This window comes from Marinoscillum sp. HNIBRBA16962, from assembly GCF_057801515.1.
The window spans coordinates 1,049,968-1,066,621 of record NZ_CM173603.1; the positions used below are offsets into that span (position 1 = coordinate 1,049,968).

Genomic DNA, 16,654 nt, shown 5'->3' on the forward strand with positions numbered 1-16,654 from the left:
AGAATACAAGGCTTTGAAATTCCGCTTCTTTTGAGATTTTCATCTAGAAATTTATTTAAAAAATCTCCATTTCTAAAGTATTGATTACATTTTTGAATTTATTACTATAAAAATAGTTGTATAATTATGATTATAGTTATAGTATTGCTGTATGAAGGAATTGACCAAAGCAGAGGAACAACTGATGCAATACCTGTGGGAGCTAAAAAGCGCCTACCTGAAAGATATTGTAGAGCAGTATCCTGAACCACGGCCAGCATATACCACCATTTCTACGGTGGTCAATGTGTTGGTGAAAAAAGGTTTTATTGATTATAAAACTCACGGAAAAGTGCGGGAGTACTTTCCTGAGGTGAGTAAGGAGAAATACACTAAACAGTTCTTCAAAGGCCTGCTTAATAGTTTTTTTGGTAACTCTACCAGGCAGTTTGCATCCTTCTTTGCCAGGGACAATGAGCTTTCTGTAGAGGAGCTAAAGGAGATCAGGTCTATGATAGATGAGCAGATAAATAAGCAGAAGGATGGAGATAAATGATGCATTAGTATACCTTTTGAAAGGGTCGCTGATACTAGTGGTTTTTTATTCGGTATATTATTTACTGATGCGTAACCGCACCACTCACGCCTGGAATCGGGCGTATCTCCTGGGTACACTTTTGCTGGCTTTGGCTATTCCTTCATTAGAGTTTCCATCTTTTGCAGATGTACCAATTGTAGATGACACGGGTTCATTTCATTGGGTTTCAGAATCAGATTGGATTGCTAAAAAAATCAATGTGGACAATAAAGTATCCGGAAGTCAATTTTCATGGTTTGAGTTTTTAGTGCCCTTTTATTGTCTGCTGGGAGGTGTATTTTTTCTTAAGTCGTTGTTTCACCTGATTATTCTTAATCAGCTAAAAAAGAAAAGTAAGTATGTAAAAAAGCAAGAAGTTAATCTCTATGTAATACCTCATGATAAGCCATTCAGTTTTCTGAATAATGTTTTCATTCCTGAAAAAATATTTGGGACTGAAGCATTTGAAAAAATCATGGCCCATGAGCGTGCACATGTGCGGCAGTTCCATTCGTTGGATCGGCTGCTGGTGGATTTTTATGTTGCTCTGTTTTGGTTCAATCCCTTCATCTATTTGTACCGAAGAGCACTCATCGAAATCCACGAATTTCAGGCAGATGAAGCGGTGGTTAGAGAACTTCAGGACCCAGTTGAGTACCAGGAGATTCTATTTGCACAACTCAGTTCGCTTGCATATTCTGGTTTGGTGAGTCATTTCAATTTTTCAATGATTAAAAAACGAATTGTAATGATGAACAAATCACATAAAAAACAATCCGGATGGTATTATTTGATTGCCGTGCCGGTTATTCTTTCAGTAGTTTTCGCTTTTTCATCCAGGGAAGTGAATAGAAACTTTAGCTGGATTGAAGGAGAAATCACCGTGATGATAGAGCCGGAGATTCCTGATCTGGAAGTACCTGACCCGGAACCATCCATTATGCCTGTAGAGTATAGGGAGTCCAGAGTCAGGATGAGTTCGGGGTTCGGCAAACGAATAGACCCTTTTTCCAAGAAGGAGAGGTACCATTTTGGGGTGGATTTTTCAGCCCCGTTGGGAACGCCGGTATTGGCGACCGCTGACGGAAAGGTTATTGAGGTGGAAACATATCCCAATGGCTATGGCAAAAGGATTGTCATTCAGCATGGAACCTTTGTCACAAGATATGCTCAGCTTTCTGAATTTAAAGTCTCAGAAGGACAGGCAGTGAAAAAAGGTGATGTCATAGCATTAGTGGGTAGCTCCGGCAGGTCCACTGCTCCACACCTTCACTATGAAGTGATGAAAGATGGCAAACATGTAGATCCTGCTAATTACATCCGGGACTATGAATTCAAAATGAAAAAGAAGGAAGACAAAGAATAGAAGAGAGTTGATGAATTGAAAAAAGCGCCAGATCGGCGCTTTTTTCATATATGGCTAAACAAGAGGGATTTACTTAACAAAGACCCAATCAACGAAGGTGGTATTTTTCAGGTCTAATTGCCCATTCCTCAGAGGCTTTCGGCTTTTCAGAAGCCTGAAGTATCCCAGCTGACCAGGTTGATTTTTCCTGAAATTCTTATCGTCTTTGGGTTTGATCAGTGCATTGTATATAACCTTTCCGCTTTTGAATTTGATGGGTTTGGATAGTGTCACGAGCAGCCAGTTTTGGCTATCTCCGAAATCCACTTTTTGAACTACTTTCACTCTTTGGGGGGTAATGTGTTCCATAAGCTTATTCCACCGGAAGAGTCTTAGTTCAAAAGTGTCTTCAGCTGCTTCTCTGATCTTTACTCCCACCTTCTTAGTGGTTTTAGCTGGTATAAGGAAGATCAGTAGGTAAGCAAGAGGTACTATATTGAACTGGATCAGGTAGCCATTGAAACTTACCGTTTGTCCTTCAAGTAAATACGTGAAATATTGGGTGAAACTTATCACGGTTAGCTCTAACGGACCGAAATCCAATCCTGGAAAATTGATCATCAATTTTTCAGGCAGCTGGACAACTACAAGTTGCAGAAGTATCCACAACAAGAAAACAAACCTCGAGAGCGCAGATCTCCCTAAAAAAAGAAGCACTCCGAAAACCCCAAGCCCTGCATTGATCAGGGCTACATAATTATTATCATTGACACTGGACAGATCCAGAAAAGGGAAAATAGTTAAGGCGGCAGAGGTTATGATAATAATTGAAAAAATTATATTTTTTATCATAATAATGCCATTTACGATAAAATTAAGATTTTTTTGCATTTGATCCAATTTTTTTAATCGTATGGAGCAAAATTTTTGAATTGATAGTGATAGTGGACTGGAATGAGAAAGACTCACTTTGGCATGTATTTCCGAAGGCAGGGATTTTGAAAAAGGAAATTAAGTAGCCTCTCCAGGAATCGAATCGGACCGCCGACGCGGACTAGTCGTCCACACTGGATCTAGAGTTTAGGATTTTGATAGAAAATAAACATTAAAGTAGCCCCGACAGGAATCGAACCTGTATCAAAAGTTTAGGAAACTTCTATTCTATCCATTGAACTACGGGGCCAGTCTCTTTCGAGAGGCGCAAAAATAGCAAAATACATCTGTCAAGGCAATTAGTATGCTGATTAATCAGTATTGTTCCGGTTGCAGGTAATGCGGATAGATCTTCAGATGCTCTTTTTTGGCCTCTTTTCCAATTAAATCCCTAAGCTCCTGGATATGATATTTTGTTTTTGCCGAAACAAAGATAGACGGATAGGACTTTCCGTTAACCCCACTATGTAATGAAGAAATGTCCTCTACTTTGTCCACTTTATTGAAGATTTTGATCGTCCTGATGTCCGCAGCGCCGATCTCATCAAGGGTTTGTTCCACTACCTCGATGTGCTCTTCATACGCCGGATTAGATGCATCAACTACATGGAGCAGAATATCAGCTTCTTTTACTTCTTCCAAAGTAGATTTAAAGGACTCGATCAGGCTGTGAGGGAGCTTTCTGATAAAACCGACAGTGTCTGAAAGTAAAAAAGGGATTTGGTCGATAACGACTTTCCGAACGGTAGAGTCTACCGTTGCAAACAACTCATCCTTTGCATATACTTTTTCTTTACTAATCAGGCGCATCAGGGTAGATTTCCCGGCATTTGTGTAACCTACCAGGGCTAGTCGCACGATTCCATCTCGTGATTTCCGCCTTGTGGCCGCCTGGGTTTCTATCTTGTCCAGTTTTTTGCGGAGGATGTTAATCTGGTTGCGGATGTTCCTTCTATCGGTCTCAATCTCTTTCTCCCCAGCACCACCACGTGTACTGGTACCACCACGCTGACGCTCCAGGTGAGTCCACATTCGGGTTAGCCTTGGCAAAAGGTATTCATACCTGGCCAGCTCCACCTGGGTTTTTGCCTGGTTTGTTTTTGCTCGCTTGAGAAAAATATCCAGTATCAAGAGGCTGCGGTCGTAGATCTTCACTTTAAACTCCCGCTCCAGGTTGCGGAGCTGTGATGGAGACAGATCATCATCAAAAATGACATTTTTTACATCCCTGGCTTTTACGTATTCTTTCACTTCTGCAAGCTTTCCCTTACCGATAAAGCTTCTCGGGTCAGGATGCTCCAGCTTTTGTGAATAACTCTTCAGAATATTTATATTCAATGTCTGAGCCAGAAACTCCAACTCATCAAGGTACTCCTGTGTTTTTTCATCTGATTGAGATTTTGGGGCCACCGCCACCAATACACCGTATTCTGCCTCTTTTTTGGTTTCAATCATATAATTTTTCGCGCTATTATTGATAACAGTACATATATTGTGAGTACTAAGTTTCAAAATTAACCAAAATCTACAGGCATTTATTCTCTGGCTAAAGTGAAAGTAGCTATAATCATAAATACAAGCTGGAACATCTATAATTTTCGTTTGGGACTGGTCCGTCAGCTCCTCAGTGAGGGGCATGAAGTCTGTGCTATAGCGCCGGAGGATGAATATTCTCAAAAGCTGACCGATGAAGGTTGTCACTTTTACCCGGTAGCTATGAGTGGTAGCGGTATGAATCCCGTGAAAGATTTGGGTTTGATGATTCGTTTGATGAGTGTACTGAGAAGAGCTCGCCCGGATGTCATACTTACTTACACCATCAAACCAAATATTTATACATCATTGTTGAGTGGGCTTTTAAGGATACCTGTAATTTGCAATGTCAGCGGTCTTGGAACCGTTTTTCTTTGGAAAGGGTATGTTCGCACACTTGCTGTATCGCTCTACTCCATGGCGTTCCGTTTTAGTTCATGGGTTTTCTTCCAAAACGAGGATGATCAAAATGATTTTTTAGACCAGGTGCCTGTAGATCGGGCAAAAACCAGTTTACTTCCGGGCTCAGGAGTAGATACTGATCATTTCCAACCTGCTAATTCGACTCTTAATGAGACACCTGCTTTTTTGATGGTATCCAGGTTGCTGGTGGAAAAAGGAGTATACGACTACATTGATGCAATTAAAATTGCTAAAAGACATGGCGTGAAGGCCAGGTTTATGTTGGTCGGAAGTTTAGATGAGCAACACTCCAGGTCGATAAAAAGGGCTGAGCTGGAAGCCTGGGTGGATGAAGGCTTGATCGAATATCACGATCATGTAGAGGATATAAGGGTTTTTCTGCGAGAAGCTGATGCCGTGGTGTTGCCCTCTTACCGGGAAGGGACGCCAAAAACCCTGCTTGAGGCCGGTGCAATGGGTAAAGCGCTTATTGCCACTGATGTGCCCGGATGCAGACAAGTAGTAAGGGACGGTGAGACAGGTTTTTTGTGTAAACCGCTAAAACCTAATGACCTTGCGGGCAAACTACGGCTTTATCTTTCCCTTTCCAGCCAGGAGCGGGCAGAGATGGGCGAGAAAGCCCGTGAAAGCATTGTAAACCGCTATGACCAAAAACTGGTCATCGATCAATATTTGCGTAAGATCGAAGAACTTACAAAACCAGTCTAAATTTGCGCTGCTACGATATTTTTACCTTTATATTTACCTTCGAGCAACAAAACAGCCGCATTTCTTTATGAAAAAATCATTTACTGTCCGTTTAGGAGTACTACTTTGTGGTGTTGTGTTGCTGTCATCCTGCAGAGCATATAAGCAGGACATCATGTTTCGCCTGGATGAAAATTTCACAGCTTCAGATTTAGCCACTCCTGTTTCCCAGGCTGAAAGAAATTACAGGCTGCAGGTGGATGACATTATCCAACTGGACGTTTTTACCAATGATGGTGAGCGTATTGTAGACCCAAATTTCGAACTTTCTCAGGGGCTGAATAATCAAGCCTTACAGGCAAAAAAACAATTTCAATACTTAGTTCAGACTGAAGGTACGGTGAAGTTTCCGGTAGTAGGAAAGAAAAAAATAACCGGATTGACTGTAGACGAGGCAGAAACGATGTTAGAAGAAAGTTTCGATGAGTATTACAAAGGAAGCTTCGTGAGACTCATCGTACTAAATCGGAGAGTGATAGTGCTGGGAGCAAATGGAGGGAAGGTTATTCCCATTCAAAATGAAAACACCTCCCTGGTAGAAGTGCTGGCTCTATACGGAGGACTAAACCTGGGTGCCAAGGCGCAAAACATAAAATTAATCAGGGGAGATCTGGCTAATCCCGAAGTTTACCAAATCGACCTGGCCACTGTAAGCGGAATGAAAAATTCTATAGTAGAAGTGGAGTCTGGCGATATAATCTATGTGGTGCCCTGGAGAAGACCTTGGATTGAGTCTTTACGGGATGTCTCGCCTGTGCTTAGCCTTGCATCGAGCGTGCTTACATTAATTGTTGTGGTCCAGAACTTAGCGAGGTGACAGAAGAATTGCAAAATAAACGAATGGAGCGTCCGGAGGATGATTTTATCAATTCTTTTGATCCGGAGAAGTTTCTTTTTGTTCTCAGAAAGAGTATGCTGTGGTGTGTCTTGTTTATGACTGTCACTTGTGCATTGGCCTACCTTTATGTTCGTTATACCAAGCCCCTTTTCGAGTCAGAATCCGTTTTGAAGCTGGACTTTCAGAGTGAGGCCAAGACCCTGGGTCTTGCAAATATGGAAGCGATAGATTTAAGCGAGCTTTCAGGAGAGATAGAGATATTGAAATCAAAGCTTTTCTTCTCACAGGTCATTGATGCTGTTAACCTGGATGTTTCCTATTATTACTATGGGAGATACCTCGTGGATGAACGCTACCGAAACAATCCTTTTGTGGTTTCTTACCTGATTAAAAATGGTTCATTTTACGATAAACCCATTGACCTGATAATAGAAGGTAATGACACTTTTACCCTGGAGTATACCTGGGGGGATGAGGAATTTCAGCAGTCGTATAGGTATGGGGAGGATATCCAAACCAGCCATTTCAATTTCAGGATAGACAAGACACAGGACTTCTCGCTTCCCCTGGTGGAGGGAAGGTACTTTTTTACAGTCAACAGCCGAGATGCTCTGATCAGGTATTTTCAAAATAATGTAGAAGTCCGGCCTGAAAACTTTAATGCCAAAACCATCCGTATATCATTAGCGGATTATAATAAATATAAAGCCAGAGACCTGGTGACGGCTATAGACACCATTTACCTGGAATACACGAAGGAAGCTAAAAATAAGACCATAGAGCAGAAGATCAGCTTTCTCAATGCCCAGATAAGTGACACGGAGCAAAAGCTGGAAGAATTTGAAACCTACTTTGAGACCTTTACTATTGAAAACCGTACGGTAAATCTTCAGAGTGATCTGGCAAAAACCATTCGGCAACTGGACTACCTGGATTCCAGCAGGTTTAATTTAAGGGTGCGTCTCTCCGATGCAGAGTTGCTGAAGGAGCAGCTTAAATCAGAAGAACCTCTGATGATCAATCCGGCAATATTTAACCGAATGCCCCCCTCTGTCAGAGAAGATGTGGATGAATATGAAAAAATCCTCACGGAACGGTCGCTTAAGCTTGGCTCTTACAACGAAAATACCCATGTGATCCGGCAGATAAATAAACAACTCAGCGCCATAGAGAGTGACCTGCTGCAAACTGTAGAAAACTATATCGAAAGTTTAGAAAGTCAGCTTAGTAGTATCCAGGTCAGAAGAGCTAATCTGGAGAATAGCTTTGTTGAACTGCCTTCCATGGGGACTGAGTATAATAAAAACAAGCGCTTTTATTCTTTACAAGAGGAGTTTTTGCTTTCTCTCCGTCAGTCCAAAATGGAGCTTGAAATTACCCGTGCCGGTACAGTAACCAACTTTGTGATCCTTTCTCCTGCATCTCTGCCATCCACCCCCATCAAGCCTCAACCTTTGATGATCTATGGAATTGGCATCACAGTTGGTTTGGTGATATCCCTGGGGTTCATACTGGTCCGGTACCTGTTTCATAATAAAATAAGTAGCCTGAAAGAGCTTGAACGGTTGATCAGTGTTCCGGTCATTGGCACTGTGCCGGAGTATTCATCTGAGAAATTACCCTTAACCAGGCTGGTTGTAAAACCAGGTTCAAAATCGGCTGTTAGTGAATCCCTGAGGACCATCAGAACCAATATGGACTTTATCAACGGCAAAAAAGACACCAAGCTTATAACTATTACCTCAACAGTATCAGGAGAAGGGAAGACCTTTGTTGCGGTAAACCTCGGAGCAATCATAGCTTTCTCCAAACAAAAGGTGTGTATAGTTGACCTGGATATGCGAAAACCCAAAGTCCACATTGCCTTTGGAGATGATGCATCACCCAATGGGATGAGTACATTACTGATAGGGAAGAGTAAGCTGAAGGAGACCATCCGAACTTCTTCCATAGAAAACCTTGATTACATCCCTGCCGGTCCAAATCCGCCCAACCCTTCTGAGCTGATCCTGAATGAAGAGTACGACAAGGTTTTAGAAAACCTCAAAAAGCATTACGATGTGGTTATTTTGGATACGCCGCCAGTAGGGCTCGTTACAGACGCTGTGTTATCAATGAAGAAATCGGATATTCAGCTGTACGTGGTGCGGGCAGATTATTCCAAAAGATCGTTTGTGAAATCTATCGAAGGGCTGAAAACCGTAAACCGATTTAAAAACCTGTCCGTAATCTTTAACTCCCTGAAACCCGGTGGACGGGGTGGTTACGGGTACGGCTATGGCTATGGGTATGGATACGGTTATGGATATTACGAAGAAACTAAAAAAAGCTGATACCTTTGCGGCCCATTGAGGTAGGTTATGCTTGGTTGGTTTTCAGAGAAAAGGTCTTTAAGGCAAAAGGTAGACATTCATAGTCATCTACTCCCAGGACTTGATGATGGGGTCACATCCTATGATGAAGCCATCGAGATCCTGCGGGTCTTTCAGGACCTGGGTTATAAGAAGGTGATCACTACCCCTCATATCTATACTGATCATTACCCAAATACTCCACAAAACATTTTGCAACGCTGTGAAGTACTTAGAGAAAAAATTGAAGATAGTGAGCTTACGATAGATCTGGAGGCGGCCGCAGAGTATTTTATTGATGAGCACTTTCTAAAATTCATTGAGAAAGAGATTCTTTCTTTCGGAGGAAAATACGTACTGGTAGAGACAGCGTTCTATTCCAGACCCCTTATTTTCAATGAAGCCATATTTAAGCTAAAATCAGCTGGTTATACGCCAGTTTTGGCGCATCCGGAGCGTTATTTATATCTGGAGGATGATCTCTCCTGGCTGCATGAAATACGTGAAAGTGGAGTGAGGCTCCAGATCACCGCCACCTCTTTCGTTGGGGTTTATGGTGATAAATCCAGAAAAGTAGCAGAAAACCTGTGGAATAAAGGACTTGTTGATTTTATTGGTTCGGATATTCACAGGGCTCGTCAGACTAATGTATTAAAGCGGGCGTTAAACAAAAAAGTAAAACCCCGGGAGTTGCTGAACGCGGAATTGATTTAGCGTGTTTTATGTGGATAACTTTTGCCATGGGTTGGTTAAAGGCATGGGATTTTAAAGTATATTGTTAAAACTTCAATCACGTAGTTTAACTTTTTTATATGCAAGAAGAGTATAAGCGCAAGGAAGAGAGGGAGTTGATACGAAAGTTTGAAGCATTCCTTAAGAATCGGGAGACCTATTACTTTGATGAGGATACTTATCTGCAGGTCATTTCCTACTACCAAAATCATGAAAAATTCGGAGCTGGGCTAAAGGCATGTCAGTTTGGGCTGGAGCAGTTTCCGTTTTCTCTGGACATTGTCATGGAAAAAGCGGACCTGCTGGTGAAGCTGGACAGGCATCTGGATGCACTGAATACGCTTGATGAGGCTTTGTCATTTCACCCCAACGATCCGGAAATTCTCCTTCAGAAAGGCACAATCCATTCGTTAATGTCTCAATATGAGGCTGCTATAGTATGCTATGAGCAGACTCTGGACTACATGGAGGAGAAAGACGAAATTTATTATAGCATAGGCCTGGCCTATCAGGGGATGAACAGGTTTGAGGAAGCTGCTGAAAGCTATAAAAAAGCTATTGAGTACAACATGCTCAATGAAAATGCCTTGTATGAGCTGGCTTATTGCCTGGATCTTACCGGAGAGCTCGAGAGCAGTCTTTCGTATTATAAGAAGTTTATTGATCAGGATCCGTATTCGGAATATGCCTGGTACAACCTGGGGATCGTTTACAACAAGCTGGAGAAATATGAGGAGGCCATAGATGCTTACGAGTATGCCATTGCTATTGATGATGATTTCAGCAGCGCTCATTTCAATATAGGGAACACTTATATGAACATGGAGCTGTTTGATAAAGCCCTGAATGCCTACACTAAGACCCTGGAGATTGAAGGGCCAACAGCTGAGACCTACTGCCATGTAGGTGCTGCTTATGAGAAAATGGGGCATTATGACCTGGCAGTAAAACACTATCAAAAAGCCACCAAACTTGATCAGCTATACCATGAAGCATGGTATGGGCTTGGAGTCAGTCTGTCGCTTCAGGAAAAGTGGCATGAAGCCATCCACTTTCTGAATAAAGCCCTCAAACTGGATGTGGAAAACGGCTTATACTGGAAAGCTGTAGCTGATGCCGAGTCTAAGATCGGCAACATTGTTTCCGCATTAGAAGCCTATGCTGAGGCTAGTGAAATGGATCCTGAAAATCCGGAGGTCTGGCTGGACTGGTCCAATGTATTTTATGAGCAGGGTGATTTTGATCAGGCCCAAAACATTGTGGAAGAGGGGCTTGCGGAAATACCTGATGATGCCAACCTTTATTACCGGAGTGTGGTATACCTTATCGAAAATGGGCGATACAAGATGGCTATCAATCGACTTGAGACCGCTTTGATCCTTGATTATGAAGGACACCTTCAGTTATTTGACTATTTTCCCAATCTGCAGACGCAAAAAGCCCTTTTTAAGATCATAGATCAATATCGCAAAAACAATTCATAATATTTGGGTCATTTTCATCAGAATTTTTGATTTTTGGGGCTTGAAAATTTTGGTGAGTAAAGTATCCCTATGAACTATTACTTGAATCAGATTCCGGAAAGGACATCTAAGCCCAGAACCACTGGTTTTACCATGGTTATGGATAAAGGACTTAGTATAAGAGAGACAGAAGATATGCTTAGCATTTCAGGCGATTACATAGATATTGTAAAGCTGGGCTGGGCTACTTCTTATGTGACAAAAAATCTAAAAGAAAAACTAGCTGTATATAAAGCGGCCAACGTCCCGGTATATCTGGGAGGAACTTTGTTTGAAGCTTTTATAGTCCGTGGCCAGTTTGAAGATTATCAAAAAGTACTTGATGATCTGGAGCTGGAGTATGCAGAGGTATCCGACGGTTCCATAGAGCTCGATCATGATAAAAAGTGTGAGATGATCCATACCCTGGCCAAGCAGGTAACTGTATTGAGTGAGGTAGGTTCTAAAGATGTGGCTAAGATCATCCCTCCATACAAGTGGATAGAGCAAATGCAAACGGAGCTGGATGCAGGTGCGTGGAAAGTGATAGGTGAGGCGCGTGAGAGTGGTAACGTAGGCCTCTTCAGGGATTCCGGTGAGGTACGACAGGGACTTGTGGAGGAGATCCTTACCAAGATACCCGAAGAGAAGATCCTTTGGGAAGCTCCGCAAAAAGCTCAGCAGGTATGGTTTATAAAATTGATCGGTGCGAATGTAAACCTTGGAAATATTGCGCCAAATGAAGTGATCCCATTAGAAACCATCAGGCTTGGTCTGAGAGGGGATACCTTCGATCATTTTCTGGATAAATTAAAATAACCGTAGGTTCTATTTTCTAAGAATGCGCCTAAACCCTACATTGGATTGATGAAAAGGATCAGATTATTCCTGAAAGGCATGGCTATGGGAGGTGCTGACGTTATCCCGGGGGTTTCAGGCGGTACCATTGCATTGATCACAGGAATTTATGAAGAGCTTATCAATTCAATTAAATCTATCGATGCTTTAGCATTAAAGCTGATCCTTAGGCTCGACTTACAGGCCTTTTGGAAACAGATCAATGGGGCTTTTTTGGTAAATGTATTTCTTGGGATTTTGGTCAGCATTTTTTCTTTAGCAAAGCTGGTCACTTACCTTATGGAAAATGAGCCTATTCCTCTGTGGTCATTTTTCTTCGGACTCATTCTCGTGTCGGCATTTTATGTGCTTCCTAAAGAAAGGAAACCAGTTTCGTATGTTTTCTTACTAATTGGTATAGCCGTTGCATTTCTGATTACTTCTCTGACACCTACCAATACACCTACTGGATATCTGTACATTTTTATTTCCGGAGCTGTGGCTATTTGTGCCATGATCCTCCCGGGTATTTCCGGAGCATTTATCCTATTGCTTTTGGGTAAGTATGAGTATGTTTTGAATGCCGTTAAGACCCTGGATATCCTGACTATTTTGGTTTTTGCTTCCGGGTGCGGTGTTGGGATTATTTCTTTCTCGAAATTAATCCACTGGTTATTGCAGAAGTACAGGGGAGCTACTTTAGCTACCTTGTCAGGGTTCATGTTGGGATCATTGAATAAGATCTGGCCCTGGAAGGAAACCATTGACGAGCGCTTTAGAAATCTTTCACCTGTTTCCTATAGTGCTATTACAGGTCAGCCAAATGAATTATATTTAGCAATACTTTTTTTCCTGCTCGGTTTTGTGATAGTAATCGCACTGGAGTGGATAGGTAGAAAAATTGCTTAAATGAAAAGATTTGGACTTGTTGGGTACCCGCTCGGGCACTCTTTTTCCCGGACTTATTTTAAAGAAAAGTTTGAGCAACTTGGGTTGAGTAACAATCACAAGTATCAGCTTTTTGAGATTGAATACCTGAAAGACTTCCCACCCATTTGGGAAAGATACCCTGATCTGATTGGGGTAAACGTTACTGTTCCTCATAAGGAAAACATCCAGCGGTTTTTAGATCGTCTTGACAGCAGTGCCCAAAAAGTAGAAGCAGTAAATGTGGTCAAGAAAGAAAATGGCAAGCTTGTGGGCTACAACAGTGATTTTTATGGCTTTAAGCTGTCTGTTCAAAACTATTTTCAGGATAGACAAATGATCAGGAATGCCTTGGTGCTTGGTGCTGGCGGTGCTTCCAAAGCAGTGGAGGCTGCCTTCCTGGACCTGGGCGTCAATTATAAGCTGGTTTCCAGGCAGGCAGGAAAAGCTGATCTGACCTATGATGATTTGAAAAACGATCCTTCGCATATGGGGCAGGCGGATATGATCGTAAACACTACACCGCTTGGGATGCATCCTGATATTGACGGAAAACCAGACATCCCGTATGACTTAATAAGACCGGAACAATACCTGTATGATCTCGTTTACAACCCGGAGGAGACAGCATTTATGAGAGAGGGGAGAAGCCGGGGAGCCCGGACCAAAAACGGGTTGGAAATGCTGTATTTGCAGGCCGATCGCGCCTGGGAAATATGGACCTATTAATTCATGGATTTTAAAATTACTTCTGAGTATGTGCCTACAGGAGATCAGCCACAGGCCATCGCTCAGCTTTCAGAAGGTATTAAGAATGGAGAACCCGCACAGGTACTTCTGGGTGTGACAGGTTCAGGGAAGACTTTTACTATGGCCAATGTGGTACAGGAGGTAGAACGCCCTACATTGGTGCTCTGTCATAATAAAACACTGGCGGCACAGCTATATGGTGAGTTTAAAAGCTTTTTCCCGGAGAATGCCGTAGAGTACTTTATTTCCTACTATGATTACTACCAGCCGGAAGCTTTTATTCCTACAACAAACCTTTATATTGAGAAAGACCTTTCTATCAACGAAGAAATAGAAAAACTCCGCCTCAGCGCTACATCTGCTTTGTTGTCAGGAAGGCGAGATGTCATCGTTGTGGCTTCTGTATCGTGCATCTACGGTATAGGCAACCCGGAGGAGTTTGGTAAAAATGTCATTAAAGTTCAGGAAGGAGAAGAGCTTCCCAGAAATCAATTTCTTTTTAAGCTGGTAGATATCCTTTATAGCCGGACAGAGGCGGAATTTAAAAGAGGAAACTTCAGGGTGAAAGGGGACACTGTAGACGTGTTTGTAGCCTATGCGGACTTTGCATATCGGTTTATTTTCTGGGGAGATGAGGTAGAGGCGATTCATCGCATAGACCCTGAAACTGGAGAAAAGATATCCGAGGAGCGTATTGTTACGATCTTTCCGGCAAACCTTTTCGTGACGGGTAAGGATCAGCTGAATGTGGCTATTACTGAAATACAGGATGATATGGTGGCTCAGGTTCAGTTCTTTGAGGAGGAAAGACGATTTCTTGAAGCTAAACGGCTCAAAGAACGGACGGAATTTGACCTTGAGATGATCAGGGAAATTGGTTATTGTTCAGGTGTAGAGAATTATTCGAGGTATTTTGATCGCAGAAATCCGGGAGCCCGGCCCTTCTGCTTACTGGATTATTTTCCGGATGACTACCTGATGATCATAGATGAGAGCCATGTGACCGTGCCCCAGGTACGGGCCATGTGGGGCGGTGATCGAAGCAGGAAAGTAAACCTCGTGGATTATGGGTTCAGGTTACCGTCAGCACTCGATAATCGTCCGCTGACATTTAATGAATTTGAAGAAATGCTTAACCAGGTCATTTTCGTCAGTGCTACTCCCTCTGAGTATGAGCTTAGAAAATCAGAAGGGGTAGTGGTGGAGCAGCTTATCCGGCCTACTGGCCTTCTTGACCCGATCATAGATGTACGTCCCAGTGCCAATCAGATCGATGACCTGCTGGAAGAAATACATTTAAGAGCTGAGCGACATGAGCGTGTTTTGGTCACTACGCTGACCAAACGCATGGCAGAAGAACTGACCAAATATTTAATGAATGCCGGGGTCAAGACTAAATACATTCACTCAGAGGTAGACACCCTCGACAGGGTGGAAATTTTGAGAGAATTGCGTGAAGGTATTTTTGATGTGTTGGTCGGAGTAAATCTTCTCAGAGAAGGACTGGACCTGCCGGAGGTCTCTCTGGTGACGATTCTTGATGCGGACAAGGAGGGTTTCCTGCGAAACGAACGGTCGCTGGTTCAGACCATCGGTCGGGCAGCACGAAATGAGAATGGAATGGTCATCATGTATGCAGATAAGATCACGGACAGCATGCAGCGATCCATCGATGAGACGAACCGCAGAAGGAGTATTCAGCAGGCATACAATGAAGAACATGGCATTACGCCTAAAACCATTATTAAAAACCGGGAATCAGTCTTGCAGCGAGGATCTTCTTCAGATAAGAAACGCGGCACACAAAAATACTATACCGGCGAAGAGGAGAGGAGCGTGGCAGCAGATCCTGTGGTAGCTTACATGTCAAAGGATCAACTTAACAAACTCGCCAACGATACTCGTAAGAAGATGGAAACAGCAGCCAAAGATCTTGATTTTATGGAAGCTGCCCGATTAAGGGACGAACTTCAGGAAATCGAGAAGATGATCGGGGGTAAAAAGCAGTCTTTTTAGTCAATCATTGTATTTTAGCCTTTTTTTAGAGAAAACAATAGACGTAAATGTATAAGCGCATCAACGGGATCCAGCACATTGGTGTAGGAGTAGAAGACTCGGAAGTTTCACAGAAGTGGTATCGCAAGTTTTTAGGAATGAATATCCCCATGTTTGATGGAGTGGCGCCTGCTCCATTAATGGATGTTTACACACATGATGAAACGATCACAAAGCGCGCTACCATGATCCTGAATCTTCAGGGTGGATGCGCTATGGAGGTGGTAAATCCTACTTCTTTTAGCCCGCGAAAGGTTGAGTTTGATGTGGAGCTGGGTGATATCGCCATCTACATCAATCAGGTGAAAAGCCCGAATGTCAGAAAGGCTTACCAATACTTCCAGGAAAATGGGGCAAAACTTTTATCGGAAGTTGTCCGGATGCCAGATGGTGGCGATACGTTCTATGCTGAAGATCCGAATGGACTGATTTTTCAAATTGTTCAGGGCCGTAATTTTTATACCAAACCTAAACATGTGACTGCCGGCCCCAATGGTTGTGTAATTGGCGTAACGGATATTGATCAGTCGCTTAAGCTTTATGCGGATATTTTGGGGTATGACCAAGTGGTTTACGATAAGACAAACGTTTTTGAAGACTTCAAAAGTCTGGCCGGGGGAGAAAAGAAATTCCGCAGAATCAGGTTGACCCAGTCCAATCCTCCGGGTGGTGGTTTTGCGAAGGTTACCGCAGATACCTACATCGAGTTGATCCAGGCGATTGACTACAAGCCTAAAAAAGTTTGGAAAGGCAGGATCTGGGGGGATGTTGGTTTTGTGCATGTAGGGTTGGATGTACGGGGAATGAAAGCTCTGGGAGAAACGCTGGAGGAAAAAGGGTTTGGGTTTACCTGCGATACAGAGGATACCCTGGATATGGGAGGAACTACCAGAGTTCACTGCACCTACATTGATGATCCTGATGGGATATTGATCGAGATGATTGAAGTTTACAAAATCCCTATTGTTGAGAAGCTGGGTATATTCCTAAACGTGGAAAAGAGAGATCCGCTTAAGCCACTCCCTGATTTTATGCTCAAAGCGCTTCGGTTTAGTAGGGTGAAGGATTGAATGTTGTTTACATTCCAAATAATCTTTATATTTATTGACAAAAAATGTCCTGAAT

General features: G+C 42.7%; 14 protein-coding genes and 1 tRNA gene. 12 read left to right on the forward strand and 3 right to left on the reverse strand.

What is annotated here, in order from left to right; all coding sequences use genetic code 11:
- The first annotated feature begins 151 nt into the window (after positions 1-151).
- Positions 152-535, forward strand: coding sequence for a BlaI/MecI/CopY family transcriptional regulator (locus tag AC3E9V_RS04310; protein ID WP_488751958.1), 384 nt, complete (start codon positions 152-154; stop codon positions 533-535).
- Positions 522-1,922 (forward strand): peptidoglycan DD-metalloendopeptidase family protein, encoded by a 1,401-nt coding sequence (locus AC3E9V_RS04315; protein WP_488751959.1) that lies wholly within the window; start codon positions 522-524, stop codon positions 1,920-1,922. Before AC3E9V_RS04310 ends, AC3E9V_RS04315 begins: the two co-directional genes overlap by 14 nt.
- A gap of 69 nt (positions 1,923-1,991) precedes the next feature.
- Here AC3E9V_RS04315 and AC3E9V_RS04320 read toward each other — a convergent pair whose 3' ends face one another.
- The 3 genes from AC3E9V_RS04320 to hflX form a co-directional block, all read right to left on the reverse strand.
- Entirely contained in the window at positions 1,992-2,753 is a 762-nt protein-coding gene (locus AC3E9V_RS04320; protein WP_488751960.1) for a hypothetical protein, read from the reverse strand.
- Positions 2,754-3,012: 259 nt separating this feature from the next.
- Positions 3,013-3,084: transfer RNA gene (locus AC3E9V_RS04325), tRNA-Arg, on the reverse strand.
- A gap of 65 nt (positions 3,085-3,149) precedes the next feature.
- Positions 3,150-4,289: a GTPase HflX gene (gene hflX, locus AC3E9V_RS04330; protein WP_488751961.1), complete on the reverse strand. Its 1,140-nt coding sequence runs from the start codon at positions 4,287-4,289 to the stop codon at positions 3,150-3,152.
- A gap of 96 nt (positions 4,290-4,385) precedes the next feature.
- Here hflX and AC3E9V_RS04335 point away from each other — a divergent pair, with 96 nt between their 5' ends.
- The 10 genes from AC3E9V_RS04335 (at position 4,386) to AC3E9V_RS04380 (ending at position 16,599) form a co-directional block, all read left to right on the forward strand.
- Positions 4,386-5,498 carry a glycosyltransferase family 4 protein gene (locus AC3E9V_RS04335; RefSeq protein ID WP_488751962.1) on the forward strand — a complete coding sequence of 371 codons (1,113 nt, stop codon included), beginning with the start codon at positions 4,386-4,388 and terminating at the stop codon, positions 5,496-5,498.
- A 67-nt stretch (positions 5,499-5,565) separates the two neighbouring features.
- Positions 5,566-6,354: a polysaccharide biosynthesis/export family protein gene (locus AC3E9V_RS04340; protein ID WP_488751963.1), complete on the forward strand. Its 789-nt coding sequence runs from the start codon at positions 5,566-5,568 to the stop codon at positions 6,352-6,354.
- Positions 6,351-8,708 (forward strand): GumC family protein, encoded by a 2,358-nt coding sequence (locus AC3E9V_RS04345; protein WP_488751964.1) that lies wholly within the window; start codon positions 6,351-6,353, stop codon positions 8,706-8,708. The genes AC3E9V_RS04340 and AC3E9V_RS04345 overlap by 4 nt, the downstream gene beginning before the upstream one ends.
- A 27-nt stretch (positions 8,709-8,735) precedes the next feature.
- Entirely contained in the window at positions 8,736-9,440 is a 705-nt protein-coding gene (locus tag AC3E9V_RS04350) for a tyrosine-protein phosphatase (protein WP_488751965.1), read from the forward strand.
- A gap of 98 nt (positions 9,441-9,538) precedes the next feature.
- Positions 9,539-10,942 (forward strand): tetratricopeptide repeat protein, encoded by a 1,404-nt coding sequence (locus tag AC3E9V_RS04355; RefSeq protein ID WP_488751966.1) that lies wholly within the window; start codon positions 9,539-9,541, stop codon positions 10,940-10,942.
- Positions 10,943-11,011: 69 nt separating this feature from the next.
- Positions 11,012-11,779 (forward strand): phosphosulfolactate synthase, encoded by a 768-nt coding sequence (locus AC3E9V_RS04360; protein WP_488751967.1) that lies wholly within the window; start codon positions 11,012-11,014, stop codon positions 11,777-11,779.
- A gap of 48 nt (positions 11,780-11,827) precedes the next feature.
- Positions 11,828-12,706, forward strand: a complete 879-nt coding sequence (locus tag AC3E9V_RS04365; RefSeq protein ID WP_488751968.1) for a DUF368 domain-containing protein — start codon at positions 11,828-11,830, stop codon at positions 12,704-12,706.
- Positions 12,707-13,453 (forward strand): shikimate dehydrogenase family protein, encoded by a 747-nt coding sequence (locus AC3E9V_RS04370; RefSeq protein ID WP_488751969.1) that lies wholly within the window; start codon positions 12,707-12,709, stop codon positions 13,451-13,453. It abuts the gene before it with no gap.
- A gap of 3 nt (positions 13,454-13,456) precedes the next feature.
- The gene (uvrB, locus tag AC3E9V_RS04375) at positions 13,457-15,490 is read left to right on the forward strand and encodes an excinuclease ABC subunit UvrB (protein ID WP_488751970.1); all 2,034 of its coding nucleotides are present in this window, start codon (positions 13,457-13,459) and stop codon (positions 15,488-15,490) included.
- Positions 15,491-15,537: 47 nt separating this feature from the next.
- Positions 15,538-16,599: a VOC family protein gene (locus tag AC3E9V_RS04380; RefSeq protein WP_488751971.1), complete on the forward strand. Its 1,062-nt coding sequence runs from the start codon at positions 15,538-15,540 to the stop codon at positions 16,597-16,599.
- Positions 16,600-16,654 lie beyond the last annotated feature (55 nt).